Consider the following 26,660-nt stretch of genomic DNA (forward strand, 5'->3'; position numbering starts at 1 on the left):
GATTCACGCTCTTGGTATCAGGAAGGAAAGACCACTATATCACTCTCTTCTTGCCAAAGGTGAAACTTGGTCATGGCTTGCAAAAAAAGTGGCTGCTGAAGCCAGTGTTGTAGCCATCGCTGCAGATTCGGGTAAGGTAAGCTATAAAAGACATCGCGATCCACATGGGCAAATTGGCGGACAAAAGGCATGATACCAATATCGGCAATGGTCGGGCTATCCCCCAGTAAATATGAGTTTTTAGTCAACAGCTCTTCTAAAACCTGTAAAAATTCTTCACCTCGTTGTCGATACTCTGTCTGGGTCATCTCAATATGACGGTTAGCATATTTATAGCGATCCAGCCAATGCTTAAATTCATTGTCGTTTTGATCGAGCAGAGTATTACTTTGATGCAAGACCGCTGCATTGAGTAACCCCTGCGGATCTGTCTGCTCAAGCGCCCACACCATTATGTCGCGACTCTCTTCAATCACCACACCATCAGCAAGCTGCAAAACAGGGACAGTGCCTTTCGGACTAATAGCCAGCATTTGAGATGGTTTATTTTTCAGAGCTATCTCTCGCAGCTCTACCTGCAACTCAGCAAATAAGATACCGAGTCGGGCGCGCATGGCATAAGGACAGCGACGAAAAGAGTATAGGTGATGCAGTGAAGAAGTCATGGATGTTTTTCGCAGTTGAATTGAGGTCAATGTGCTCAGAGTTGGAAGACTATTATCTTACTACTTATTGCTTTCCACGATAAACTACTTGTCGCCTTCCACGCTAAGTAGTATGAAAAATATCTTTCACCTGCTTATGATAACAATGCGAACACTAATCCTCAATGATAGGAGACAAACGTTTCATCTTTCTATCAAGCTAAAAAACCAAATGAAACCTATTGCCTTCAAATATAGTCAAAATACCCCAAAACGCTACGACACGGCTGATATCAATTTTTTGTATCCTCTGTCTGCACAGCAAGCAAAACTAATATCAGCAGTGCGTGATGTATGGATATTACTTTTCACTGACTATATCTGTTTTAAATATGTCATCAGCGATTCTCAGGCATCTTGAATACAGAATTCAATTGCTTTTATTTATTTTAGGATATAGATTCAAGGAAACTTTACGAAGAAAATGATGTATTCATCACCTTCAAAACAGTCAAGGATGACCTAATGAACAATAATTCAACGCCAAATGTAAAAGACCATGTAACCGAACAAGAATGGCAGATGCGAGTCAATCTGGCGGCTTGTTATCGATTGATTGCCTCGTATGGTTGGGATGATTTGGTTTTTACTCATATTTCGGCACGCGTACCAGATACTGAAGATGAATTTTTAATTAACCCTTATGGTTTATTGTTCGAAGAGATTACCGCCTCTAATCTGGTCAAAGTCAATCAAGCTGGTGAAAAAGTGTCTTCATCAGCATTCGATATCAATCCTGCCGGATTTACCATTCATAGCGCCGTCCATGAAGCCCGTAGCGATGCCCACTGCGTGATTCATCTGCATACCAGCGATGGTGTCGCCGTGTCTACTCAGCAGCAGGGCTTACTGCCTATCTCACAGCAATCCTTATTTCCATTATCTAACTTGGCATATCACGATTACGAAGGTGTCGCCTTAAACCCTGAAGAAAAAGTACGTTTGGTCGCTGACCTTGGTGAGGCCAATTTTATGATTTTACGTAATCACGGCTTACTCACTTGTGCCAGCACCGTGGCAGATGCTTTTTTATATATGTATATCATGCAAAGAGCCTGCGAGGTTCAAATCAAGGCACAAAGCGGCGGCAGTGAATTAACCTTGATATCACCGCAAATATTGGCTGGTATCCAAGCGGCATCCAAACAAGTGACCAAAGAAGCCAATGGTGACATTGCGTGGCCGGCCTTATTAAGAAAACTCCGCCGCACTGATCCGTCATTTGAGGAGTAACCTTCGATGATAACACTGAGCGAATGGCAACAGCAGGGACAGCTTGAATCTATTAATGGTCAGCAGATTTTTACCCGTCAGGGCGGAGACAAAGACACGCCAGCCTTACTGTTGATTCATGGCTACCCTAGCGCCAGTTGGGACTGGGAAGGTATATGGGATAAGCTCACTGAGCACTATTATGTGATTACTCTGGATATGTTGGGGTTTGGCTTGTCTGATAAACCCAAAAACGTGCGCTACTTAATCAGTGAGCAAGCTGATATTTTTGAGACTGTTTTGCAGCGTCTTGGTGTCAAGGACTATCATATTTTGGCGCATGATTATGGCGATACGGTTGCACAAGAATTATTGGCGAGACAAGTTGATGACAGTAGTGATAGCAGCGGCAGGCACATAGCCAGTGTTTGTTTTTTAAATGGTGGCTTATTTCCTGAAACTCACAAACCCATTCTGATTCAAAAACTGTTGTTGTCGCCATTAGGGCCTCTGCTATCCAAATTTATTAACAAAAACAAATTCGCGAAAAATTTACAACACATATTTGGACCTGCAACACCGCCAACCCCTGAAGTCATCGACACATTATGGCAGCTGTTAACGCACAATAATGGTTTAGCAGTGATGCACAAGTTGATTGACTATATCCCTCAACGTCAACAATACCGTGAACGTTGGGTAGGCGCGATTATCAATAGCAACGTACCAGTTAAACTGATCGCGGGTGCCAAAGACCCTATCTCAGGTCAACATATGATTCATCGTTATCGTGAATTGATTCCCAATGCCAATACCACAGAAATGTCAGCATTGGGACATTATCCGCAAATCGAAGATGCCGACGCTATCAGCGCCGAATATCTGACATTTAGGAAAAGTGTTGGATAAAGTATCAGTGATGAGTGTTGGCAAATGTGATAAGCCATTCGCTAATCATGTTTTGTTAGCCGATTTTCTGAGCTCATGACGCAATATCTTACCGACTGTCGACTTGGGCAATTCATCAATAAATTCGATCTGTCTGGGACGTTTGTACCCCGTCAGATCTTCTTTACAGAACTGCATGATTTCATCTTTTGTCAGACTGGCATCCGCTTTAACGATAAAGACTTTGACCGACTGTCCCTGTAACTCATCATCGATACCAACGACCGAACATTCAGCTACTTTAGGATGTCGCTCGATCACGTTTTCCACTTCATTAGGATAGACATTAAAGCCACTGACGATAATCATATCTTTTTTGCGATCATAGATTTTTACGTAGCCCTTCTCGTCCATAGACCCGATGTCACCGGTCTTTAGATAGCCGTCAATGGTGAAGAACCCAGTATTGTCGATATTGTGGTAGCTTGCGATGACATTGTCACCTTTAATACATATTTCTCCAACCTTACCGACTTCTAAAACTGTCTCATCCTCATCACGAATATTAATATCTACACCAGGTAGCGGCATGCCGATGCTGCCGTTGAACGCTTTGTTGGTAAAGGGATTGGCCGTGCCCACGCCAATGGTCTCTGACATCCCCCAACCTTCTAAGATGGGATGACCAGTTGAGTCGAGCCATTTTTTGGCGGTTTCTGGCGTCGCTGCCATGCCCCCAGCCAAAGAGAGTTTTAACTCAGAAAAGTCAATCGTTTTAAACTGCGGATGTGCCATCAAGGCCTGATATAGCGTATTTACTGCTGGTAAAAGATGGAATGGCCGCGAGTTTAAAGTCTTTATAAAACTATCAATATCACGCGGATTGGTAATGAGCGTCAGGTGCTGCCCCACTCTGAAACCTAGCATAGCAACCACAAAAGCAAAGATATGATAAAGCGGCAAAGCAACAATGGTATTCATTTGCTTATCATCGTCCACATCAGCATACACAGGCTGAAACCATGCCTCAAACTGCGAGGTTGCAATCTCTATGTTGTGATGACTAACGATAATACCTTTAGCTTTGCCTGTCGTGCCACCTGTATACGTTAACAGCGCCACGTCTTTAGTATCCGCGTCAGGTCGGGTATAGCTCATATTTCTACCCTTTTTTAGGACAGACTTATAGCTTTGTACTTGATACTGAGCATTAGATTTAAGTGAGTGTGGCGGGACTGCTTTTTTAATATACTTGGCAGCCAAGTCGACGATTTTGCCTTTGACAGTGCCCAGCATATCCCCGATATCGCTATAGACAATGGTTTTTACACCCGTATCATGGACAATTTTTTCGAGGGTTAAACAAAATGGGGTCAAAATAAACATCGCTTTACAGTCAGAGTCGTTCAATTGATGCCTCAACTCACGCGCCGTGTACAAAGGGTTGACGAGGGTAATGACCATTCCTGCCCGTAGTACACCGATGACGATGGGCAGATATTGATTAACGTTCGGCATCATAATAGCTATCACCGATCCTTTTTCAAGATTAAGTCCTTGAATCCAAGCAGCAATAGCTTTAGAGGTTTCATCAACCTGTGCATAGGTATAAGTGACACCCATGCTTGTGATAAATTCCTGTTGAGAAAATTTTGCAAAAGAGCATTCAAACAGTTCTAGTAATGACTGGTTTGTCGCTGAGATATCAGACACGACGCCTTTCGGATAGTGATCTATCCAAATTTTTTTCATCATAACCTTCCTTGGTCATTGGTCATTAATTTTTTGGAGAGCGCTATCTATTGGCTATAACATTAATATCCTCTCTTACTGCCAGCCGGATGTAGCACCATGCTCATCTTGATGTGCAAATAAGGGATGCGCTTGGGCTTCCTCTAGGGTCAGTACTGGGGTCACGCAGACATCTGCTGACGCAAAAGTTTGTTGCCAATGCTCAAGTGTTTGACTGGCAAATTTATCGCTTACCGTCTTAGCCGCCGCTTGGCTTTCAGAAGTGTTAGGCATAACGCCAAGTTGCCAATGGCTATTTTTTAGCGCAGGCAAATCTAATACTTCACACAATCCTTGCCAAAATTTTAGCTCTAGCGAGCCAACGGCCATATGACGCTTGTCTGCTGTTTTGTACAATCGGTAGCAGGGTAATAAACCACCCAAAAAATCATGCTGCGGTGCTGGTTTTTGTCCTGAGAAGCTCTTCACCAGTGCTCCCGTTGCCTTTGGCATGACCAGATGCTGATACAAGCTGTGCGTCATACTGACGGTAATATGACGACCTTTGCCAGTACGCTGGGCGGCGAACACAGCAGCGAGCAATGCAATCACAGCGGTATCACTGCCGCCTGCCAAATCTGCGAATTGCACGTTAGGCATCGCCTGCTCGCCAGTGGCAGTCTTTAGCTGATCAAGCACACCGCTCATCGCCATAAAATTAATATCGTGACCGGCTTTATTAGCCCAGTCATGAGTGATCGCTTTATCTGCTGTACTGCCACTCGCCACGCCATAACCAGTGATTGATACCATCACCAGCTGAGGATTAATCGCATGCAATGTTTTGGCATCTAATCCCATGCCCTCTAAGATATCAGGGCGAAAGCTGTCTAACATCACATCGGCATCTTTGAGATGCGCTTTGATAGCGTCAATACCTTTGGGATCACGAAAGTCGTGTTTTTCGGTGGTTTTACCATGGTTTAATGCCTTAAACAATTCGCCAAAGGCTCTGGCAGGATCGCCATTTTTGGGCTCAATTTTAATGATTTCTGCGCCCAAATCGGCAAGCAATCGCGTAGCAAAAGGCCCCGGCAAGTTACGAGTCAAATCGACCACTCGCAACCCCTGTAAACAATCTGCCATAGAATCCGCTATTGTATTAGCCATCTACAAACTCCTCGCCTTTTTTGGCCATATCCACAAGAATCTGCGCAGGTTCAAAACGCTCACCGTATTTGCTGGCAAGCTCATGGCTGCGTGCAATGAATGTCTCTAGACCCATCGAATTGATAAATTGCAGAGTGCCGCCTTGATGTGGTGCAAACCCCCAACCAAAGATTGAGCCGATATTGGTATCAGCGACAGAGCGCACGACGTTTTCTTGATAACATTTAGCAGATTCGTTGGCTTGAATAAACATCAAACGATCAATCATATCCTGCTGAGTTGGCTGCTCATCCTTGGTGGGAAAAAGATTGGTCAACTCAGGCCATAGTTTTTTGTCACCGTTTTCTTTATAGTCATAAAAGCCTTTGCCGTTCTTTTTTCCTTCTCGGTCATGCTCATTGACCAGCGTTTTGAGTATCTCGTACGAGGGACGCATAGTGATAGGTTTACCTTCGGCTTGCATATCCAGCTGCTGCTGTTCACTCACGTGCAAAGCCAGACTTAATGACACCTCATCTTGCAATGCCAGTGGCGGCATGGGCATACCTGTTTTCATGCCAGCGACCTCGATACTGCGCGGATGGACGCCCTCTCCTAGCATTGCAATACCTTCTGACACATAGGTACCAAATACGCGCGACGTATAAAAACCGCGACTGTCATTAACAACGATGGGTGTCTTACCAATTTGAACGACATAATCAAACGCTTTTGCTAAAGTGCTGTCGTCAGTTTGCTCGCCCATGATAATCTCAACCAACGGCATCTTGTCGACTGGCGAGAAGAAATGCAGACCGATAAATTGATTGGGACGCGTGCTGGCCTTTGCCAATCCAGTGATAGGCAATGTTGACGTATTAGACGCATAGACAGCAGTGTTAGTAATCACCGCCTCAGACTGCTCAGTACACTTGGCTTTAATCTCACGGTTTTCAAAGACGGCTTCGATAATCAGATCGCAGTCTGCCAAATCATCATAAGACACTGTCGGCTTGATGCGACTGAGTAACGCTTGCTTTTTCTCTTCCGTTGAGCGTTTACGGCTGATGGCTTTATCCAAAATGGTGGCAGAATAGGCTTTGCCTTTTTCAGCGCCTGCTATTTCAGTGTCGAGTAGTACAACGTCGATCCCCGCCTTTGCGGTGACATAAGCGATACCTGCACCCATCATGCCAGCACCTAAGATACCGACTTTTTTAGTTTGTGTCCGCTCAAAGCCATCAGGACGCGACTGACCTTTTTTGATGCTGTTTAGCTGCGTCCATAGCGTGTTAATCATATTTCTAGACTCAGCAGACAGCACACAAGCAGCGAAGTAACGTGACTCAAGCTCAAGTCCCGTATCGATATCCACTAAACAGCCTTCGAACACGCAAGACATGATATGGGTAATCGCAGGATAGTTGCCGTGTGATTTTTGATTGGCCATAGCAGGCGCGATAGAAAATATGGGTACGACTTTGGGATGTTTACTATCACCGCCGGGGATTTTGAAGCCTTTTTTGTCCCACGGTTGCTGCGCTGTAGGATTGGCTTTTATCCAATCTGTCGCCTGCTTGAGCATATCTGCTTTGTCAGTGGCAGTGGCATCGATTAAACCCATGTCTTTAGCAGCAGCTGGACGCAGCTCTTTACCTTGGGTCATCAGCTCTAAAGCTGATTGAATACCGACCAATCGCGGTAAACGCTGAGTACCACCACCACCCGGTAGCAAGCCCAATTTGACTTCAGGTAGACCCAGCTTGGTTTTAGGCGAATCAATCGCGATACGATAATGACAGGCTAATGCCAACTCTAAACCACCGCCAAGTGCCGTTCCAGTCATGGCAGCGACGACAGGTTTACCTGATTTCTCTAGTTTGCGTAAGCTAGCTTTCAGGTCTTCGGCCAGCTCAAAGGCTTGTTCAGCGGTTTTAATACTGGCCAATTGGTCAATATCAGCACCGACCACAAAGGTTTCTTTACCAGAGGTCAGAATCAAACCTTTGGCGGACGCATCGTTAATAAAGCTGTCTGTCATCACCGCAAAAGTATCGGTAAAACCATCGCCGATGACATTCATTTTGCGACTGCTTTGGTCAATCGTGACGGTGATAATGCCATCATCAGATTCGGCAGAAAAGTTATTCAATGCATTGATGGCATCTACGCTGTTTATGCTCATGTTAAGTCCTTCTTATATTATTTTATGTCGATATAAATCACTAAAAATCTCTTAGCCCTGTCTATTAACGCATTAACGCTATCCATTAACGCTATTTATTAGCATTATCTATTAGTGCTATACGCGCTCAATAATAGTCGCAATGCCCATGCCACCACCGACACAGAGTGTAATCATGGCCGTTTTTAGGTCGCGACGTTCTAATTCGTCAAGGACAGTAGTCATGAGCATCGCGCCCGTGGCACCAAGAGGATGACCCATAGCGATTGCGCCACCATTGACGTTGACGATATCAAGCGAGATGCCGAAGTCATCAGCAGTATTGAGTGGCACAGCAGCAAAAGCTTCGTTGATTTCCCATAGGTCTATATCTGAAGCTTGCATACCCGCTTTTTTGAGCACTTTTTGGCAGGCAGGCGTTGGCCCTGTCAGCATAATGGCGGGTTCCGAACCAACAACTGAAGCCATCGTGATTTTGGCACGGGGTTTGAGACCTGCTTTTTTACCAGCGGCAGCGCTACCGACTAAGCAAATTGCCGCGCCATCGACGATGCCTGACGAGTTACCCGCATGATGCACGTGATTCACTTTTTCAATAGTGGTATACCTGTCCAAGATCACGCTATCAAAGCCCATCTTGCCCGGCATAATAAAGGAAGGATTGAGACTTGCTAAGGTCTCGACATTGGTATTGGGACGGATGGTTTCGTCTTTATCCAATAACGTCATGCCATTGATATCAGTGACAGGAACGACCGATTTATCATAATAGCCCTGCTCCCACGCATTCGCAGCGCGGCGATGGGATTCGCTAGCAAAGGCGTCAACATCGGTACGGCTAAAGCCTTTCAGCGTCGCTATGGTATCTGCACCAACACCTTGCGGCACAAAATGCGTCGCTTCGTTAACGCGTGGATCCATATACCATGCACCGCCGTCAGAGCCCATCGGTACGCGGCTCATCGACTCTACGCCGCCTGCGACCACCATATCCTCCATGCCTGACATGACCTTGGCGGCAGCGAGATTGATAGACTCCAGACCTGACGCACAAAACCGAGACAAAGTAACGCCCGCTACACTTTGCGCCCAGCCAGCATCAATGACAGCAATACGGGCAATATCAGAACCCTGCTCACCAACGGGTGTCACACAACCAAGCACCACATCATCAACCAAACTGGTGTCCAAATGATGCCGCTGTTGCATCTCTTTTAATAGAGTACGGGTCAGCCAAATTGGTGACGCCTGATATAAGGAGCCATCCTTTTTACCTTTGCCGCGCGGAGTACGGATAGCATCATAAATGTAAGCAGTCTCAGTCATAAAAATCCCTTTTTTTCTTTTTTGAATAAACAATAATGATGGCAATCTAATCGCCATGTTAAAATCAATAATTAGAGTCAATAATTATAATTAACATTTATATTAGCCACTTACATAAAGCGTGACGCCAGCTCTTTCATGATTTCATTGGTGCCGCCGTAGATTTTCTGTACGCGGGCATCGGCATATAGGCGAGCGATTGGGTACTCTGTCATATAACCATAACCGCCAAACAGCTGGACGCACTCATCGATCACGTCACACTGCTTTTCGGTCACCCAGTATTTAATCAATGATGCCTGCGGTACTGTCAATTTGCCTTCTAACATGGCATCAACAGCGGCATCACACATAGTGCTGGCAGCGAGATAATCGGCGTAGCATTCTGCCATTTTAAAGCGCGTGTTTTGAAACTTCCAAATCGGTTTGCCAAACGCTTCCCGACCTTTGACATAATCTAGCGTCAAATTAATCGCCAGCTTCATCGCACCAACGCCCGTTAAAGCAATGATTAAACGCTCGCGTGGCAGCTCTTGCATCATTTGAATAAAACCCATGCCTTCGGCAGTGCCCAACAGATTCTTTTGCGGCACACGCACATTACTAAAGAATAACTCCGACGTATCTTGTGAGGTCAGACCAATCTTGTCGAGGTTACGACCACGTTCAAACCCTTCTACCTTGTCCGTTTCTACCACGATAAGCGAAACACCTTGCGCGCCTTTTTCCCGATCGGTTTTGCACGCGAGCAAAATTAGATTGGCATGCTGACCGTTGGTGATAAAGGTTTTTGAGCCATTGATAATATAATCATCGCCATCTTTTACCGCATAGGTTTTGATGTTTTGTAGATCTGAGCCAGTACCAGGTTCGGTCATGGCAATCGCAGCCACATACTCGCCCGTCGCCATTTTAGGCAGCCATTCTTGTTTTTGCGCTTCTGTGCCATGACTCAAGATATAGGGGGCGACAATCCCTGAATGTACCATGCCACCGAACCCTGATTGATTGGCTTCCGCTTGTGCGTATAACAGCGCCGCTTCATGACCGAAATCACCGCCACCGCCGCCATACTCTTCAGGTATAGAGACACATAAGAAACCGTTTTCACCTGCCTCTTCCCACGCGGCACGGTCTATCATGCCATTTTTGCGCCATTGTTCATCCTTTGGCTCCCAACCTTTGAACATTTTAAGCGCGCTGTCATAGACCATTTCGTGCTCTTCGGTCATCCAGTTTGGGGTAAATTTTTCAATACTCATGTTGTCTATCCTTGACGATGGGAAGTTGCTATCGGTTAATATAAAATGCTATTGAGCATAAATATATCACTTATGGTAATGTAAATTACCGTTTGGTATAATCTAAACATTCTTTGTATTTGTTGATATTCAAGACTTATACTAAGATAGTGAAAGACAATACGCAACCTATCAACAAACAATGGTAATTCATATTACCTAATAAAATTTTAGCGTATCAAACGACCAAATAAGTGGCTATCGAACTGTCTAAAATCCCCTATCTTAAAGGAATGATAAAGCATGCAATCCACGAATCAGATGCCTAATACGACTGAGAGCCGAGCACTGGCACCTTTATCAGATATGCGCCCTGCGACTTTAGAAAAAATTGAAAAAGCGGTTCGTAAAGTGTTTGCAGGTTTTGATGCTAACGAAGTCACCATGGTGCAAATTGCGAAGTCTGCCAACGTCTCATTGCAAACCCTCTATAAATACTTCGGGGACAAGCAAACGCTATTCAACACGGTGATGGATATCGTACTCGGCAGACTGGCGGCACGCATCATGGATCATTTGCAAGGCATTGACAGCGTGCAAGATCGCCTGCGTAAGACGCTATGGGTATGTTTTGACTTCGTAGACTCGCATCCTGATGCGGTTATGGTGCTGTCATCGGTATCGGTATCACGCATTCGTCACATTGCTATTTATGAGAATAAGGAGCTGATTGGGGCATTTTTGGAGGTACTAGAAGACGGTCAGAAACGTGGTGTATTGAACGACACCGTGCCGCTATATATTCTGTTCGATGTGTTTATGGGTTTTATCAGCCGTTTGGGTTTGATGCACATCATGCGGCAGACAAATGCCCCGATAAATAAAGAATTTGATGCGCTGTTCGTCATTTTATGGCGAGCCATATCTAAGCCTGAAGCATGAATGGGCTTAGATAATTTACGAAAACGAAAAAGCCTCACTATCAAGTGAGGCTTTGCTCTGTTTAAAAGCTTATTTACGCCGATTTTTAGACCTATGGTGTCATCGAGACTCTCAAACACTACTCGATTTTGGCAATCCATACGCTATTCTGTTAACCACTTCATTATTGTGCTCAACCGTCAAACGGTAGCCTTGGATGATGCCGTCATAAGGTAGATTGCCTTCATAATATTGATAATGCTCACGGATACCTTTTTTCACTATCGACGCACGCTCGCTCTCGCTCAGTTTGGCAAATCCCTCTGGTAACTGCACTTGAGCCAACCGAGAAGCACCATCACGAGACATCCAATTTGCGCCCGCAGTAAACGTAAAATTCACATCGGCTCGTAAGCTATATTCGGGTAAAGAATTGGAATAATGCGCTAAGTCATGCTTAATCTGAGCGATATCTTCTACAAATGGCTGGTACGGTATCTCAAGTATGTTAAACAACTTTGCTAAGAATTCATCGGCAGTAAAGTATTTATCCATGTAACTACCATCAAGCCCCAGATACTTATTCGACAATACATGACGTAAGCGATCACAGGCAGGTATCGTGTGTTTGAGAGGATACCCCATGGCTTTGATGATGGCTTGCGAACGCAGCTCAAGCGTGTCTATTTGATTGACTGCATATTGCGCGAGAGGGTGGCGCGGGTGATAACGACGAGTATATTTGGATTGGTTGGTAGCGTGGCTTGTAAAATTGGACACCTTAGACTCCTGTAACTCCGACGAAAAAGTATAAAACGAGCCCATATAGGCAAATAAAATTAGGCACAAATGAGGATGTCGGAGTACAGGCTCATGCGCTTTACCAGAATTGTTTTATATCGTGCTGGAAGTTGCAAGGTTCGTATGTCACCATTAATTATAATAACGGACGACGATACAAAGCTGTTAAACCCACGATAGATCAGCTAGCGATGATAGCACATCAGCTGCTGAAAGATAAATACAGATATTGTTCCTCTTTTTTAACACCTTTACTGTTGTCAATACTCACCCTATATCTTCCTACTGTAGTCAAAAACCTATCTAATGATTTTTAGACATTGCCCTGCATGATAGAGCGTCAGCCCTACTTCAGTAAATCCAGATTTCATCGCACCCAATGCTATCTTTGACTCTTCCAAGGTTTTAAATGGCAATGGAATACTGGCTCTGTCTCCAGTCAAGATATAATCCGCAAAGCATTTTCCCATGAGCGTACCAGTGGTAATGCCACGTCCATTGTAGGCAGTCGCTGTCAATAACCCTTCGTCAGGTTCCAAAACGCGGAAGATATGGTCTTGCGTAAAGCCAAAATTGCCGCACCATTCATATTGCCAGTTAAATGCTGGCAAATCAGGATAATAGCTCTTTTGCACAGCGTTCGCCCATGACTGATAGAAGGATTTTGGTTTAAGTTGCCTGCCACCCACCGTTCCCAATAACAAGCGATCATCTTTGTCACGGCGAAAGCTCGATAATGCCAAGCGCGTATCCCATGCCCCTGTTTTGTAAGGTAAGATACGATCTGCTACTGCTCCACTGAGCGGCTCAGAAGCGATCTGATAATAAGCGACGAGATAAAAAGTCTTAGTAATTTCTGTCCATTCGCCTTCAGTGTAGGCATTGGTCGCAATAATGACGCGCTCAGACTTGACCCGAGCTTTGGGAGTCCTTGTGTACCAATGACCGTCTACTTTCTCCAGCGCCTCGACAGCGGAATGCTCGTAGATGATTACGCCAAGACTGGTCGCGACTTTTGCGAGTCCTCTGACATAAGCCAGCGGGTTGATAGTGCCTGCACGATGATCTAGTAGCGCTTTATTGATACTTTTGGTGCCGCAATATTCATGGCATTTGCTGCCAGTTAACACCTCAACATTCGCACCGCGACGGCTCAACTGCTCGTATCTGACATCGACATCGACTTCGCCTTTGGCGTTATGTGCCATATGGATATTGCCGGCTTGGGTGGCTTGCGCGTCGATATTATAACGTTTGATTAGGTCAAATACTAAGCTTGGTGCTTGTCCAAGCGCTTCTGTGAGACGCTCGCCAGCAGCTTCACCTAGCACAATATTTAAGTCATCAGGGCGTGCCCATGTCCCTGCATTGACGAGCCCTACGCTTTTTCCTGAACCGCCACTACCAATCGTTTGGCTCTCAAGTAAGATAACCTTGACGCCTTTTTCGGCCAAATGAATCGCAGCCGATAATCCTGTATAACCGCCACCAATGATACAAATGGTCGCTTGAGTGTCGCTACTCATCTGACTATAGGACTCAATATTGGGGGCAGTCATGTTCCATAAACATTGCTCTTGTAACATCTCATACTCCCTTCGTGTCACACGTCACTAATTGACGTTGAGGTAGCCGTGTCGAGCTTTTCTACCGAAGGCTCTTCACGCGGTATAAACTTATCAAGGAACGCCCATAGCAAGCCAAACAAAGGTGACAACCAGCAAGCAAAAGCAAAAGGTGCATAAGTCAGTGTCGCTATACCAAGGGTCGCAGCAACAAAGCTACCGCCCATGTTCCAAGGAATCAGCGGTGATAATAGCGTGCCACTGTCTTCAATAGAGCGTGTGAGTGTCGTGCGCTTATAGCCCATTTCTTTATATTTGTCTTTTAATAAACGCCCTGGCAGCACCAAGGTCGTATAAACGTCGCCGATTAAAGTACCAACACCAAGGACGCTGGCATAAGTCGTCAAAATCAAGCCGATACGCGATTTTACTGCCTTATCTATTTTCGCCATAATGGCTTTTAAGGTGCCGTAGTGTTCAAGCGAGCCGACAAAAGCGAGTGCAAAGATGGTCAAGGTAATGACCCATGTCATTGACATGACGCCGCCTTTTGATAACAATTTATCAACCACTTCAAAGCCCGTTTCACTGACAAAGCCGTTTTGTAAAACGTTAAAAATATCACTGACCCCAACGCCTTGCATAAAAAACGCAATAACTGATGCCACGACAACACCGCCCAAAACGGTCGGTATCGCTGGCATTTTCATCACAGCGGCAATCACGACCACAAGCGCAGGTAATAAAGTGATGACACTTAAATTATAATTGTCAGCCAAATTGGTTTGTAAGGCTTGGATAGAAGATAAATCAATACTGTCATCGCCATAACCCATGCCAATCCATGCATAGAGCGCTAAGGCAGTAACCATGGCTGGGACAGTGGTTGGTAGCATGCCTTTGATATGGTCCCAAAGCTCCACGCCCGCTGCCGCAGGTGTCAGGTTAGTGGTATCTGACAATGGCGACATTTTGTCCCCGAAAAAAGCACCCGAGACGATAGCACCACCTGTAAAGTGAGCCGGAATACCAAGCCCCATACCGATACCCATCATCGCCAGCCCTACCGTACCGACTGTACCCCAAGAAGTGCCTGTAGCAACAGAAATAATGGCGCAAATAATACAAACTGAAAATAAAAAGGAGGAAGGAGAAAAAATACTGAATCCATAGTAAAGAATGGTCGGCACCGTCCCTGCAATAATCCATGAACCAATGAGCATACCGACACCCATCAGAATAATCATCGCCGGTAAGCCGATTTTAATAACTTTTAAAAACCGCTCCTCCATACCCTGCCAATCACGACCACGCATCTTCATAAATAAGCCAGTGATTAAAATGCCACAGGCTAATGGAATGTGCGGGGTAAAGTCTTTAAATATGAAAAACTGCACCATAAGAATCATGGCAGTCAATACGAGAGGGGCAATATCAAGTAAGAAGCTAGAAGACGGACCGTAGCCATCATCAGCGGGGTCATGCGGTTTGTCATCGATCATGATAATTCTACCTTCCTTAGTAGTCGTCAATGGTCATTACAACCAATCCTTGATTGCTTATAGTTTTTGGTGTGCCAAACATATATAAAATATGCTTGGCAATTAACGCTGAACACCTTATTTTTGACCACTTATGATGAGTCATTTGTGCTTAACCATTTATATATGAACAATCAATCCTGAGTGTTCATACATCTTCATATCAACCAAAACTAATGCCTTGGGCAAGTGGTAGCTCTGTTGAATAGTTGATGGTGTTGGTTTGGCGACGCATATAGGCTTTCCATGCGTCTGACCCTGACTCACGTCCACCACCGGTTTCTTTTTCGCCACCAAATGCACCGCCGATTTCAGCACCACTAGTGCCGATATTGACGTTAGCGATGCCGCAATCACTACCGCGATCACTGAGGAAAGTTTCCGCTTCACGCAAGTCATTGGTAAAGATACATGACGATAATCCTTGTGGCACATCGTTTTGCATCTCGATTGCCTCATCAAAGTCTTTATAGGTCATGACATATAAAATAGGCGCAAACGTCTCACTTCGAGCAACGTCATTTTGCTCATCAAACTCGACAATGGCAGGCGTGACATAATAGGCATCAGGGTATTTGTCTGCTAGTACGCGCTCCCCGCCTGTCACTATCCCACCCGCTTCACGAGCCTTATTCAAGGTCGCTTGCATGTTATTAAAGCTGTCTTCATCAATCAGTGGGCCGACCAAATTGCCTTCGAGAGGATGACCAATGCTGACGGTTTCGTAAGCTGATTTGATGCGTGGCAAGATATCGTCTTTGACAGACTCATGGACGAAGAGACGGCGTAATGTGGTGCAACGCTGACCCGCTGTACCAACCGCTGAGAATATAATGCCACGTAGCGCAAGGTCTAAGTCGGCAGTCGGTGCCAAAATCATCGCGTTGTTGCCACCAAGCTCAAGCAAGCATTTACCAAAACGCTCAGCGACTTTAGGCCCGACAGTTCTGCCCATGCGTGTACTGCCAGTCGCACTGACCAAGGCAATGTCTTTGTTTTCAACCAAGGCATTACCGATATCCGTCTTACCCAATATCACTTGAGACAAATGATCTGGTGCATCACCGAACTTTGCCAAGGCTTTTTCGAACATGGCCTGACACGCCAAAGCAACCAAAGGGGCTTTTTCTGATGGCTTCCAGATGACAGGGTTACCACAAACGATGGCAAGCGCTGTATTCCAAGACCATACCGCTACAGGGAAGTTAAAAGCGGAGATAACACCGATGACACCAAGCGGATGCCATGTCTCACGCATGTGATGACCTGGGCGCTCTGACGCAATCGTCAAGCCATATAGCTGACGTGAAACGCCGACAGCGAAATCGCAAATATCGATCATTTCTTGCACTTCACCTAGGCCTTCTTGTTTGATTTTCCCAGCTTCGAATGATACGAGCATGCCCAAGTCTTCTTTATGCTCACGCAGCACTTCGCCCAGCAGACGAATCAATTCGCCGCGCTTGGGGGCAGGAACGACACGCCATTCCTTAAATGCTGCTTGGGCGTTTTGGATTTTCTTATTGACCTCATCAACGCTATCTAAGGTTATCTTGCCGATAACCGTCCCATCGATAGGCGTATTGACTTCAAAATCGCCATGTTGATATTGTTCTTCTTTGACACCCATGGCTGACATGTATTGCTTAATCATATTCAATCCTTTGTATAGTAATTTATAATCTCTTTGGTCGACCTTTAAGCTACCTTGCAATACTTTAACTTGCAAAATAATAATTTTCTTACCCTCATTCCATTTTGGAATGGCGAACAAATAAGATGACTGTTTTTGTCTTTTACCTACCGTTTCCTAAAGAAATTAGGCATTTTTCCAAGCTTCTATTTTGTATATCTTCATACAAAGCAAGCTCATCATGGACATTGGTACCAAGGGCTTGCTCGAACTCCTGTTGGTTTGAATTGCCATCATAGTTGCTTTGCTTGTCCTGCTGAAGATTGGACTGAAAAATACCAGCCGCACTGACTGGCAAAAAATCTTCATAGACAATAGGCTCAAGGCGGATAACGCCTCGGTTAATCAGAGCATTGACTGCTTGTTTTGAATTAACCATTTCTAGATTAGACATATCACTGTTGATATCCGCAGCACTATCGACTGGTTGATAATAAAAATAAGCAAGCTCCTTGTCATGCATCGTCTGGTAATCATCAGGGAAAGCGGTAAATACCTCGGCTAAAATTCGATTGTATTGAGCTGCATTACCCTCATTTGGAGTAGCTCCTAATTGATGGCGTGCTTGACTAAGTAGCTTGTCATACAGTGCTCTACCCTTTGGCGTTAATGCCACACCGCGCTGCTCAATCTCACCAAACCGTGCAGTATGGCATCCTTGCTCGTACTCGCCCTCTGAGTTTTTAAAACTAACCGCTTCCTCTAATGCCTTAAAGCTCGTTTGTCTTAATAAAATCGGACATTCCCGTTTTGGTGGTCCTTCGATAATGGCTTTTGGCGGCATGCCTTTTGCCTGCATGCTTTGCTGTACAGTATCTATATCTAGTGTTCTAGGGGTTAAATGATTGATATGTGGACCTTTAAAGCCGACGACATCTGCAATGAGACCGTGCTGCGCTAATAAACGCTGATATAGCTCTTTTGAGACCGGTGTTTTATCGTGCCAGCGAAAGGTCTCTAAAGCTTCTTTGATAAACTGCTCACCTTCCTCTGACGTCAAACCGCCCTGCTTTTCAAAGCGCTCAATCAGGCTGACGACCGTATCGGTAAAGATATTGCGGTTGGCTAATGCGTTTGATGCTTCTTGTTTTAGTGCGTCATCATCAATTAAGTCTAGACGCAATAAAGAAGTGAAGACTCGAAACGGGCTTTGATTTAAGGCTTGCGCGTCAATCGCTCGAAAAGCCGTAGAATGCACGGGCACGCTAGCGGGTGCCAAATCGTAATAGCCAACAGGGTGCATACCCATCACGGCAAAGAGCCTGCGCATCATACTAAGCTCGTGCGCTGTGCCCAATCTAATCGCCCCGTGGCGCTCCATACTGAGTCTATCAATCTCTCCGGTATGCTCCAACTGCTCCTTAAGATCAGGATGTTTGGTTAGCACCTCAGTATTTACCTCAGCGACTAAATCTAGCAAGTCACCATATAGTGGAACCTCGGTTTGGTACATGGCTGACATCGCCATAGAGAACTCGTGACGAATAGCGTCGCTGCTGATAAACGTGTGATTCACAGATAGATATCCTCGTTAAAATCTTATAAATTTTTATTACTCTTAACTTATTAACTAGGGCGTGTCATCATTTAGATTGTGAGACTTAAAATGAGGAAAATTGCAGCCAAACAAGGAAGAAATTGCCGTAAATATGAACATATTGACAAGATTTCTGACGATGTTTGGCTAAATTTAGCCATTTTAAGACCACTAAATGTATTCATGTGCTAATTATTGATGACACGCCCTAAGCGTGTCCGACAAAAAACTATATCGTTGCCATTAAATTATATCGTTGCTATTTCATCAGAGCCTATTATCAGGAATCGTACTTAACACTTCTTTTAAAACATTAAGACCGGCTTGCAGGGTTTCAGGCTCGATTGTTAGTGGCGGTAGTAGGCGAATAATGTGGCGATATTTACCGCTAGGCATCAACAGCAGACCACGCTCGCGCGCTTGCGTTAACACATACGTCATCACGTTTGGATCGACATCATGTTCAGGATGTCGCAGCTCGATACCGCGCATCGCACCGATACCCGTAAGGCCAAACAGCCAAGGCGATACACCTTCTTGCTGCCATTGGTTCACCGTCTGCTCAATGGTGTGGGCATAATGTTTGGCAGACTCCCACACCGCATCGTCTTGCATAATATCCAACGTCGCATTGGCGGCAGCACACGCGACCGGATTACCCGAATAAGTACCGCCGAGGCTACCTTTAGGCAATCCATTCATTATGCTAGCTTTGCCGATCACTGCGCCTAACGGCAACCCACCTGCGATGCTTTTGCCTAGCAATATCATGTCAGGCTCAATCCCTAAATGTGTAAAGGCAAAGGGTGTGCCCGTACGACCGTAGCCCGATTGAATTTCATCCATAATGAGCAAAATGCCGTGCTCATCACAAAACTGGCGCAGATACTGAGCAAACGTGGGTGACATTAAGTGAAAGCCACCCTCGCCTTGTACTGGTTCTACAATGATGGCACCGATATTATCGACATCCGTCTCTACAGTAAATAGACGTTCAAGCGCATCGATAGCCTGCTGATCGCTCACCTCATTATCTGGACTAGGAAAAGGAATGTGGTAAACGCCACCTGCCAATGGTCCAAGCCCCCGCTTATAAGGCGTGACTTTACCATTTAGATTGACCGCAGCCAGCGTGCGCCCATGAAAGCCACCATCAAAAGCAATGACACCCACACGACCTGTTTTTAGGCGGGCAATTTTTATGGCATTTTCGGTGGCTTCTGCGCCGCAGTTAGTCAACATACCTGATAGCTCACCACTGATTGGAATCAGCTCACAAAGCCGTGGCATAAAGGTTTGATACGGCTGATGGGCGGCCGCATTGTAGGCGTAATGAATAAGTGATTGGGCTTGATTGATAATCGCGGAGACGATATGAGGATGACAATGACCAAAATTTAAAACCCCGATACCGCCGACAAAGTCGATGTAGCTGCGGTCATAACTGTCCCAAACTTTGGCATTTTTGCCTTTGGTGAGGGTCACAGGATGCACCATCGTAAAAGCGTCTGTAACGTTATAGTGCGTATCCATTAAGCATCTCTCATCTTCCTTGAGTGTGATGCTCATTTCAGCAAAACCGTACCGATTCAGCAAACGAATAATAGTTGTGCTGGCATTCCTTTTCGTCATTGCCAACCAAAAGACAATCTTAAGGCGCGTTAAAAATTACAATTATTTAAACATTGTTAACTGCTATCACAAAGGCTACGAAAAATTTATCCCAGTCGCCCTGTATCTGTTTTAAAGTGAATCAACTATATCGATTGAATTGAGGACATGCCCTAGCATCAGCTCGTGTTGATTTGAGGTTTCAAGATACGCTGATACCCATTCTAAAATAACTTTCACCTTATGCGATCTGCCCAAAGACAAAGGATAAGTTATATAATAAGACCCCCGTCCTTTTGCCGCATAGCGCCATGCCGTCACCAGCGTTCCTGATTGTAGTTCAGGGGCGACCAAACGCAGTGGTACAAGTGCGATACCATAGCCGAGCAATGCAGCGGCAATACACGCATGAAAAGTATCAAACCGTGGGCCGATAAACGTTCCATCGATACTAACGCCTTGCTGCTTGAAATACTCATACCAAGCACTTGGGCGCGAGCTCAACTGTAGCAACGTACAGTTATCTACATTGCTCGTACAAGGATTTTTATCATGCAAGTATTCAGGTTGGCATACCGCCACACAATACTCGTCAAACAGCTTAATCGCCTCCATCCCGCCCCAAATGCCATCGCCATATAAAAAAGCAATATCGACGTTTTGGTCTTCAGTAAAAAATGGCCCAACTTGCTCTTTTATATCTAAATTAATCAATGGATGGGCTTGACTAAAGCCACTGAGCGCAGGTAACAGCCAGCGAGAACAAAAGGTTGGGTGTGAGGCAATCTTAAGCACTTCTACATTGTCACTATGCGACATCAAACTGGTGGTTGCCACCTCGATATGTTTGAGGATTTCCAACACCTCAAGGTAATAAGTCTTGCCAGCTGGTGTCAATGAAATGCGGTGCGGTGTACGATAAAAGAGTGAAATTTTTAACATCTCCTCTAGCTGAGCGACCTGCTTACTGATGGCGCTTTGTGTCATATGCATCTCTTGCGCGGCATTGGTAAAGCTCAGATGCCGTGCAGCCGTTTCGAAACACTGTAGAGCAGTCGTCGATGGATACTTTCTAAAAGCAAGCGGCTTATTGGTTTCGGTTTTCATAGTTTATTTTTCTTTTATTTTTGGTATGAGGACACGCCCTATTAAAATGTAAAAACAGGGATAATTCATACAGAGATGACTACCTATTCGTGCACGCTTAAATAGCATGAGAGAATAGGTAGCCATCATTATTTAAGCGCTGATTCGCCTTGATTATTGTATCAGTCTACTTGAGCATGCTTCTATTGATAAAAGCATTATTTCACTGCCGGTATGTTGTCGGCAGTCAGTGTCGGCTTCCTAGAGGCTAATGTCAAAAACTAATGTCATATCCTATTCATTTTGTGAATACCGACGCTCATTATCAAATAATTACTTTAACTACGGCGACTGACTTGCTATCTTGCCTGCCTTCTTTTCATCATTGCGATGTATTTTTACCCTTATTTTTAAGCGAATAAATCACTTTAAGCTAACTTTCACTATTAGCGCCTTCTTTATTTGTATTGGATCTTATGAAACCTAACCTTGAGGTGAGCGCAAATGCTCGCCGGACTCAGTATTTTCAAGTATTCCTAATGGGCGTCAGCGCCTTTATCATGAATACCACCGAATTCGTCCCTGTTGCCCTATTAAGCGACATCGCCCAAGATTTCTCTATCACCACGGCAGAGACGGGCTGGATGTTGACGCTGTATGCGTGGATTGTCGCGGCCATGTCATTGCCATTGATGCTGCTGACCAGTCGCTTTGAGCGCAAGCGTTTGCTGTTGGCGTTATTTGCGGTATTTATTGCCAGTCATGTATTGTCAGTATTTGCGTGGAGCTTTGAAGTGCTGCTCATCAGCCGAGTTGGCATTGCACTCACGCATGCGATATTTTGGTCCATCACCGCAGCGATTGCGATACGTGTGGCACCGGAAGGCAAAAAGGCGCTGGCGCTTAGTGTGCTTGCGACCGGTACGTCATTAGCGATGGTGTTGGGTGTGCCTTTAGGACGCGTGGTCGGTCAATGGTTTGGCTGGCGCGCGACTTTTGGTGGTATTGGCGGGCTTGCCCTTATCGTATTCATTCTGCAAATGAGACTGTTGCCCACGCTGCCTAGTATGTTTGAAGGCTCTTTTAGAAAGATTCCAGAATTGCTCAAAAACCCCTTATTGGTCTGCCTATATCTACTAATTTTACTGGTCTTTACCGCGCACTATACGGCTTACTCGTATATTGAGCCTTTTATGCGCCAAGTCGGCTCAATCAGTGAAAACGCCGCAACGGTTGTGCTGTTATTGTTCGGTGTCGCAGGGATTGCAGGTAGTGTAATTTTCAGTCGTTGGGGTGATAAATTCAATACCAGATTAATGCTGATATCGACGATACTGATACTATTGTCTATGCTCATGCTGTTATTTGCGGTAACCTCAATATGGGCGCTCAGCTTGATTGCCCTACTCTGGGGCGCGGCGCTCATGCTGCTGATTATCTCCATGCAAGCCAAGGTCATCATGGTCGATGTCAATGCACAAGACATGCTGATGTCGATGTTCTCAGGGATTATCAATTTAGGCATTGGGACGGGCGCACTGTTCGGAGGCTATGCAGTGACGCATATTTCACTATCGAGCGTGGGCTATGTTGGGGCGGCTATCGCGGTTATGGCATTGCTACTGATGCTATTTATGATAAAGCGCTTTCCTGAGTTAAGCAGAAGACTTGGTTAGCTAAGGGCAGATTAACCAAAGTTCATTCAGCGCACAAAAAAATGCCAGCCACTTAAATGGGCTGGCATTTTGCTTTTTGGTTAATTGTTAAAATCCACCTTCAAATGAGTCTATCTAAAAATCCACCTTACCGCGTAATACTTTTGTTTTACCGCGCTGAGTTTTTTGATCGACACGTTTACGCTTAGCATTTCTGCTCGGTTTGGTCGGCCTGCGTGTTTTATTGACGTAAGTAGCTTTGGTGATAAAGCTTTGTAAGCGCTCAAACGCATCAATTTTATTACGTTCTTGGGTACGAAATTGCTGTGCTTTAATAATGAGCACGCCTTCTTTGGTAATTCGGCTGTCTTTACTATCAAGCAAACGCTGCTTATTTACATCACTCAAGCTTGAGGCATGGATATCAAAACGCAGATGAATCGCGGAAGAGACTTTATTGACGTTTTGCCCACCTGCGCCTTGCGCACGTATGGCGCTAATCTCTACGTCACTGTCATTTAAACTAATGGTATTGCTGATAAAGATCATAGGATGCTTTTATAGATAATTGATAGTTATGATTAATGATAAACCATTATCAGCTACCTCGCCACTTGCCAGCTCACCCACTTCAAAAATCCGCATGTCTTAAAAGCAGTTTTTCAAGACTTATAAGCTGCAATTCAGAGATGAAACCTCATAAATGTTATTGTTTGGCATTGCTATGTCTGTCATCTGTCTGTAAAGCGTAAGCCTACCTCAGGATTCGATATCGACATGCTAGGATGGTTTTAGATTGCCAAGATGTTGCTTAAGCCAAGACATTGCTTAATTAGCTAACTATTTAGCAAGCAGTTTCTTGGCCAAAACTTTACCCGCCTTCTTCACAATAAAGCTAAAAATACGATTTGATAGGAATAACTGTTTTATGACCACCAAAAATAAAAAAGTAAAATCCACTGCAAAAGTTGATGACAATGCCACTAAAAATATCGCTTGCGACCCAGCTCACAGCATCCAAGTCAGAGGCGCAAGAGTTCACAATCTAAAAAACGTCGATGTTGATTTGCCGCGTAATGCCCTTGTGGTATTCACGGGTATATCAGGCTCAGGCAAATCCTCACTAGCATTTGGTACTCTTTTTGCTGAGTCACAACATCGCTATCTTGACTCAGTATCGCCTTATGCCAGACGCTTGATCGATCAAGTGGATCAGCCTGACGTCGATTCGATAGAAGGCTTGCCGCCCGCCGTTGCCCTGCAACAACAACGAGGTACGCCGTCTGTACGCTCATCGGTCGGTAGCGTAACGACGATTTCAAATGGTTTACGCATGCTCTACTCACGAGCGGGGGAATACCCTGCTGGTCAAGGCATACTCTACGCTGACGCGTTCTCTCCAAATACGCCAGATGGCGCTTGCCCTACTTGCTCCGGTATTGGCCGCGTGTTTGAGGTGACAGAAGAATTGCTAGTTCCTGACAATACCAAAACCATTCGCGAACGCGCGATTGCCGCTTGGCCACCTGCATGGCAAGGGCAAAACCTAAGCCGTATACTGACCTCACTGGGCTACGATATCGATAAGCCGTGGAATACCCTGCCCCAAAAAACCCGCGATTGGATTCTCTTTACCGATGACACACCAGAAGTCCCTGTCTATCCAGAGTACAACATTGAACAAGTACGCGAGGCGATTAAAAAAGGCGAAAAGCCCAATTATAAAGGGACGTTTACCAGTGCAAAGAATTTCGTCTTGCACTCTTTTGCTAGCACTCAAAGTCCGCGTACCAAAAAACGCGTTTCCCAGTTTATGCAAATTTCTGAATGTCCAGAATGCCATGGCAAAAAACTCAAAAAAGAATCACTATCGGTGAAGTTCGCGGGTCTTGATATTGGTGAACTGTCTCAATTAACCCTGACTGAAATGGCACTCAAACTTCAGGATGCTGCCAAAACCAAACCAACTGACAACATGCCAAACCGAGAAAAGGCCATCGTTGCTCAACGTATTGCCAGTGACATTCTGTCTCGAGTTGAGGCGTTGACCACACTAGGCTTAGGGTATCTGTCACTTGAACGTACTACACCTACTTTGTCTCCGGGTGAGCTACAACGCCTAAGACTCGCTACCCAAATTCGCTCTAAACTGTTTGGTGTGGTCTATGTGCTTGACGAGCCGTCTGCTGGATTACATCCTGCCGATACTCAAGCGTTATTGGGCGCATTGGATGAGCTGACAGCGGCTGGTAACTCGTTATTTATTGTTGAGCATGACGTCAGTGTGATTCGGCACGCCGATTGGATTGTCGATGTGGGGCCAAAGGCTGGAACCCATGGCGGCGAAGTTATTTACAGTGGTCCTGTAGCAGGCTTGCGGGACGTTGCGCAATCACGCACAGGACAGTATCTTTTTGAGACTGAATGGGCGGTTGAGCATACCCCAAGAAAAGCAAAAGCCTCGCTACAGCTGGTCAATATCGAACGCAACAACTTGCAAGGGCTAGATGTAGCGTTTCCTCTAGGGGTGATGACAACGGTGACGGGCGTATCAGGTTCAGGCAAATCAAGTCTCGTCAGTCAAGCGCTGGTCGATCTCATTTATAGCGAATTAGGGCAGAAGACAGTCATCGAAGCGCCGACTGGTGAAGCTGATTTACTAGAGCAAGAGCTAGAAACTCAGACCAGTGGTAAGATTGCTGATGGTATGGAACACGTGAGTCGATTGGTGACCGTCGATCAAAAAGCCATCGGTCGTACGCCGCGCTCAAACCTTGCTACTTATACCGGCCTGTTCGATCATGTGCGCAAATTATTTGCCGCAACGCCAGAAGCCAAGGCACGACGTTACGATGCCGGTCGATTCTCCTTTAACGTTAAGAAAGGCCGCTGTCCAAATTGCGAAGGTGTTGGTTTTGTGAGCGTTGAGCTGCTATTTCTACCGAGCGTTTACTCGCCATGCCAAGTGTGCCATGGGCAACGCTACAATGATGAAACCCTTGAGATTACTTATCGAGACAAAAACATCGCTGAAATCCTCGATCTCACCGTCGAATCTGCTTATGAATTCTTTGTAGAAGAAGCACCTATCCTACGAGCATTAGACGCGTTGCTAAAAGTTGGACTTGGTTATCTCAGGCTTGGTCAGCCAGCAACCGAACTGTCGGGCGGCGAAGCACAGCGCATTAAGCTTGCCACCGAACTGCAACGGACACAACGAGGAGACACGCTTTATATCCTTGATGAACCAACAACTGGCCTGCATCCTTCGGACGTGTCGCTATTGATGGCACAATTGAACGGACTCGTTGACGCTGGTAACACTGTGATTATGGTCGAGCATGACATGCAAGTCGCTAGTAACAGTGATTGGATTATCGATATTGGGCCAGGTGCGGGTGATAAAGGCGGTCTTATTGTGGCAGAAGGCACACCAGCAGAAGTTGCAAAATCAAAAGCCAGCCGTACCGCGCCTTTTTTGCTGTTTTAGTTTGCTAGGGCGTATTCTATTAAAAACCTTTTATCAACTCAGCAACTGACGGCAGCGCTCAATTACGGGCGCGTCGACCATTTGACCTGCTATTTTAAACACTGCATCTGTACCGCTCGCAAAGGCTTTTGCCACTCTATCGATTCGCTGGGAAAAATAGCCACATCTTCGTGTTTATATCACTGTTTACCATTTTATCATGATGAGGCTGTCTTTTATCTTTAATAGAATTTCTCATAGTTGCTTTTATTGTTGTTTTTATTGTCGCGTTCATAGCTATCCTCACGATTGACTGCAAATAGTCATCAATCTGTTTGTGACTGA

19 protein-coding genes are annotated in these 26,660 nt (G+C 45.3%); 5 read left to right on the top strand and 14 right to left on the bottom strand.

Annotated elements, in window-relative coordinates:
* Positions 1-17: 17 nt before the first annotated feature.
* Positions 18-665, bottom strand: coding sequence for a glutathione S-transferase (locus ACMFL8_RS08985; protein ID WP_413190736.1), 648 nt, complete (start codon positions 663-665; stop codon positions 18-20).
* Between the two features lie 504 nt (positions 666-1,169).
* On the opposite strand from ACMFL8_RS08985, the gene ACMFL8_RS08990 reads away from it, so the two are divergent.
* Together ACMFL8_RS08990 and ACMFL8_RS08995 are read left to right on the top strand one after the other, a co-directional pair.
* Positions 1,170-1,937 carry a class II aldolase/adducin family protein gene (locus ACMFL8_RS08990; protein ID WP_413190737.1) on the top strand — a complete coding sequence of 256 codons (768 nt, stop codon included), beginning with the start codon at positions 1,170-1,172 and terminating at the stop codon, positions 1,935-1,937.
* Positions 1,938-1,943: 6 nt separating this feature from the next.
* Positions 1,944-2,825, top strand: a complete 882-nt coding sequence (locus tag ACMFL8_RS08995; protein ID WP_413190738.1) for an alpha/beta fold hydrolase — start codon at positions 1,944-1,946, stop codon at positions 2,823-2,825.
* Between the two features lie 45 nt (positions 2,826-2,870).
* Here the strand turns inward: ACMFL8_RS08995 and ACMFL8_RS09000 are convergent, their stop codons facing one another.
* From ACMFL8_RS09000 to ACMFL8_RS09020, 5 genes are all read right to left on the bottom strand, one after another.
* A complete protein-coding gene (locus ACMFL8_RS09000) occupies positions 2,871-4,559 on the bottom strand; it encodes an AMP-binding protein (protein WP_413190739.1) in 1,689 nt (562 codons plus the stop codon).
* 72 nt (positions 4,560-4,631) lie between these two features.
* Complete coding sequence (locus ACMFL8_RS09005; RefSeq protein WP_413190740.1) at positions 4,632-5,705, bottom strand: CaiB/BaiF CoA transferase family protein; 1,074 nt, start codon at positions 5,703-5,705, stop codon at positions 4,632-4,634.
* A complete protein-coding gene (locus ACMFL8_RS09010) occupies positions 5,698-7,869 on the bottom strand; it encodes a 3-hydroxyacyl-CoA dehydrogenase NAD-binding domain-containing protein (RefSeq protein WP_413190741.1) in 2,172 nt (723 codons plus the stop codon). The genes ACMFL8_RS09005 and ACMFL8_RS09010 overlap by 8 nt, the downstream gene beginning before the upstream one ends.
* A gap of 117 nt (positions 7,870-7,986) precedes the next feature.
* Positions 7,987-9,195 carry an acetyl-CoA C-acetyltransferase gene (locus ACMFL8_RS09015; protein WP_413190742.1) on the bottom strand — a complete coding sequence of 403 codons (1,209 nt, stop codon included), beginning with the start codon at positions 9,193-9,195 and terminating at the stop codon, positions 7,987-7,989.
* Between the two features lie 110 nt (positions 9,196-9,305).
* On the bottom strand, positions 9,306-10,457 hold the full coding sequence (locus ACMFL8_RS09020; RefSeq protein ID WP_010198593.1) for an acyl-CoA dehydrogenase family protein: 1,152 nt from the start codon (positions 10,455-10,457) through the stop codon (positions 9,306-9,308).
* A 282-nt stretch (positions 10,458-10,739) separates the two neighbouring features.
* On the opposite strand from ACMFL8_RS09020, the gene ACMFL8_RS09025 reads away from it, so the two are divergent.
* On the top strand, positions 10,740-11,378 hold the full coding sequence (locus ACMFL8_RS09025; protein ID WP_413190743.1) for a TetR/AcrR family transcriptional regulator: 639 nt from the start codon (positions 10,740-10,742) through the stop codon (positions 11,376-11,378).
* A gap of 111 nt (positions 11,379-11,489) precedes the next feature.
* Here ACMFL8_RS09025 and ACMFL8_RS09030 read toward each other — a convergent pair whose 3' ends face one another.
* The 7 genes from ACMFL8_RS09030 to ACMFL8_RS09060 form a co-directional block, all read right to left on the bottom strand.
* Positions 11,490-12,137, bottom strand: coding sequence for a hypothetical protein (locus tag ACMFL8_RS09030; protein ID WP_413190744.1), 648 nt, complete (start codon positions 12,135-12,137; stop codon positions 11,490-11,492).
* A 320-nt stretch (positions 12,138-12,457) separates the two neighbouring features.
* A complete protein-coding gene (locus ACMFL8_RS09035; protein ID WP_413190745.1) occupies positions 12,458-13,744 on the bottom strand; it encodes an NAD(P)/FAD-dependent oxidoreductase in 1,287 nt (428 codons plus the stop codon).
* A 17-nt stretch (positions 13,745-13,761) separates the two neighbouring features.
* Entirely contained in the window at positions 13,762-15,225 is a 1,464-nt protein-coding gene (nhaC, locus tag ACMFL8_RS09040; RefSeq protein WP_413190746.1) for a Na+/H+ antiporter NhaC, read from the bottom strand.
* 202 nt (positions 15,226-15,427) lie between these two features.
* Positions 15,428-16,918 carry an aldehyde dehydrogenase family protein gene (locus ACMFL8_RS09045; protein WP_413190747.1) on the bottom strand — a complete coding sequence of 497 codons (1,491 nt, stop codon included), beginning with the start codon at positions 16,916-16,918 and terminating at the stop codon, positions 15,428-15,430.
* A 142-nt stretch (positions 16,919-17,060) separates the two neighbouring features.
* Positions 17,061-18,473 carry a VOC family protein gene (locus ACMFL8_RS09050; RefSeq protein ID WP_413190748.1) on the bottom strand — a complete coding sequence of 471 codons (1,413 nt, stop codon included), beginning with the start codon at positions 18,471-18,473 and terminating at the stop codon, positions 17,061-17,063.
* A 288-nt stretch (positions 18,474-18,761) separates the two neighbouring features.
* A complete protein-coding gene (locus tag ACMFL8_RS09055; protein ID WP_413190749.1) occupies positions 18,762-20,027 on the bottom strand; it encodes an aspartate aminotransferase family protein in 1,266 nt (421 codons plus the stop codon).
* 210 nt (positions 20,028-20,237) lie between these two features.
* Positions 20,238-21,212, bottom strand: coding sequence for a LysR substrate-binding domain-containing protein (locus ACMFL8_RS09060; RefSeq protein ID WP_194618858.1), 975 nt, complete (start codon positions 21,210-21,212; stop codon positions 20,238-20,240).
* Positions 21,213-21,667: 455 nt separating this feature from the next.
* Here ACMFL8_RS09060 and ACMFL8_RS09065 point away from each other — a divergent pair, with 455 nt between their 5' ends.
* Positions 21,668-22,867, top strand: coding sequence for a sugar transporter (locus ACMFL8_RS09065; RefSeq protein WP_413190750.1), 1,200 nt, complete (start codon positions 21,668-21,670; stop codon positions 22,865-22,867).
* Positions 22,868-22,981: 114 nt separating this feature from the next.
* On the opposite strand, the gene arfB is transcribed toward ACMFL8_RS09065, so the two are convergent.
* Positions 22,982-23,395, bottom strand: a complete 414-nt coding sequence (gene arfB / locus ACMFL8_RS09070; RefSeq protein ID WP_010198548.1) for an alternative ribosome rescue aminoacyl-tRNA hydrolase ArfB — start codon at positions 23,393-23,395, stop codon at positions 22,982-22,984.
* Between the two features lie 379 nt (positions 23,396-23,774).
* Here arfB and uvrA point away from each other — a divergent pair, with 379 nt between their 5' ends.
* Entirely contained in the window at positions 23,775-26,336 is a 2,562-nt protein-coding gene (gene uvrA / locus ACMFL8_RS09075) for an excinuclease ABC subunit UvrA (protein WP_413190751.1), read from the top strand.
* The last annotated feature ends 324 nt before the right edge of the window (positions 26,337-26,660 follow it).

Origin of the sequence: Psychrobacter sp. AT9 (genome assembly GCF_047272965.1) — a bacterium.
GTDB lineage: Bacteria > Pseudomonadota > Gammaproteobacteria > Pseudomonadales > Moraxellaceae > Psychrobacter > Psychrobacter glaciei.

Bases quoted from the DNA above. Each gene is read 5' to 3' on its own strand.
- ACMFL8_RS08985 (WP_413190736.1), bottom strand. From the start codon at position 665: ATGACTTCTTCACTGCATCACCTATACTCTTTTCGTCGCTGTCCTTAT.
- ACMFL8_RS08990 (WP_413190737.1), top strand. From the start codon at position 1,170: ATGAACAATAATTCAACGCCAAATGTAAAAGACCATGTAACCGAACAA.
- ACMFL8_RS08995 (WP_413190738.1), top strand. From the start codon at position 1,944: ATGATAACACTGAGCGAATGGCAACAGCAGGGACAGCTTGAATCTATT.
- ACMFL8_RS09000 (WP_413190739.1), bottom strand. From the start codon at position 4,559: ATGATGAAAAAAATTTGGATAGATCACTATCCGAAAGGCGTCGTGTCT.
- ACMFL8_RS09005 (WP_413190740.1), bottom strand. From the start codon at position 5,705: ATGGCTAATACAATAGCGGATTCTATGGCAGATTGTTTACAGGGGTTG.
- ACMFL8_RS09010 (WP_413190741.1), bottom strand. From the start codon at position 7,869: ATGAGCATAAACAGCGTAGATGCCATCAATGCATTGAATAACTTTTCT.
- ACMFL8_RS09015 (WP_413190742.1), bottom strand. From the start codon at position 9,195: ATGACTGAGACTGCTTACATTTATGATGCTATCCGTACTCCGCGCGGC.
- ACMFL8_RS09020 (WP_010198593.1), bottom strand. From the start codon at position 10,457: ATGAGTATTGAAAAATTTACCCCAAACTGGATGACCGAAGAGCACGAA.
- ACMFL8_RS09025 (WP_413190743.1), top strand. From the start codon at position 10,740: ATGCAATCCACGAATCAGATGCCTAATACGACTGAGAGCCGAGCACTG.
- ACMFL8_RS09035 (WP_413190745.1), bottom strand. From the start codon at position 13,744: ATGTTACAAGAGCAATGTTTATGGAACATGACTGCCCCCAATATTGAG.
- nhaC (WP_413190746.1), bottom strand. From the start codon at position 15,225: ATGATCGATGACAAACCGCATGACCCCGCTGATGATGGCTACGGTCCG.
- ACMFL8_RS09045 (WP_413190747.1), bottom strand. From the start codon at position 16,918: ATGATTAAGCAATACATGTCAGCCATGGGTGTCAAAGAAGAACAATAT.
- ACMFL8_RS09055 (WP_413190749.1), bottom strand. From the start codon at position 20,027: ATGGATACGCACTATAACGTTACAGACGCTTTTACGATGGTGCATCCT.
- ACMFL8_RS09060 (WP_194618858.1), bottom strand. From the start codon at position 21,212: ATGAAAACCGAAACCAATAAGCCGCTTGCTTTTAGAAAGTATCCATCG.
- ACMFL8_RS09065 (WP_413190750.1), top strand. From the start codon at position 21,668: ATGAAACCTAACCTTGAGGTGAGCGCAAATGCTCGCCGGACTCAGTAT.
- arfB (WP_010198548.1), bottom strand. From the start codon at position 23,395: ATGATCTTTATCAGCAATACCATTAGTTTAAATGACAGTGACGTAGAG.
- uvrA (WP_413190751.1), top strand. From the start codon at position 23,775: ATGACCACCAAAAATAAAAAAGTAAAATCCACTGCAAAAGTTGATGAC.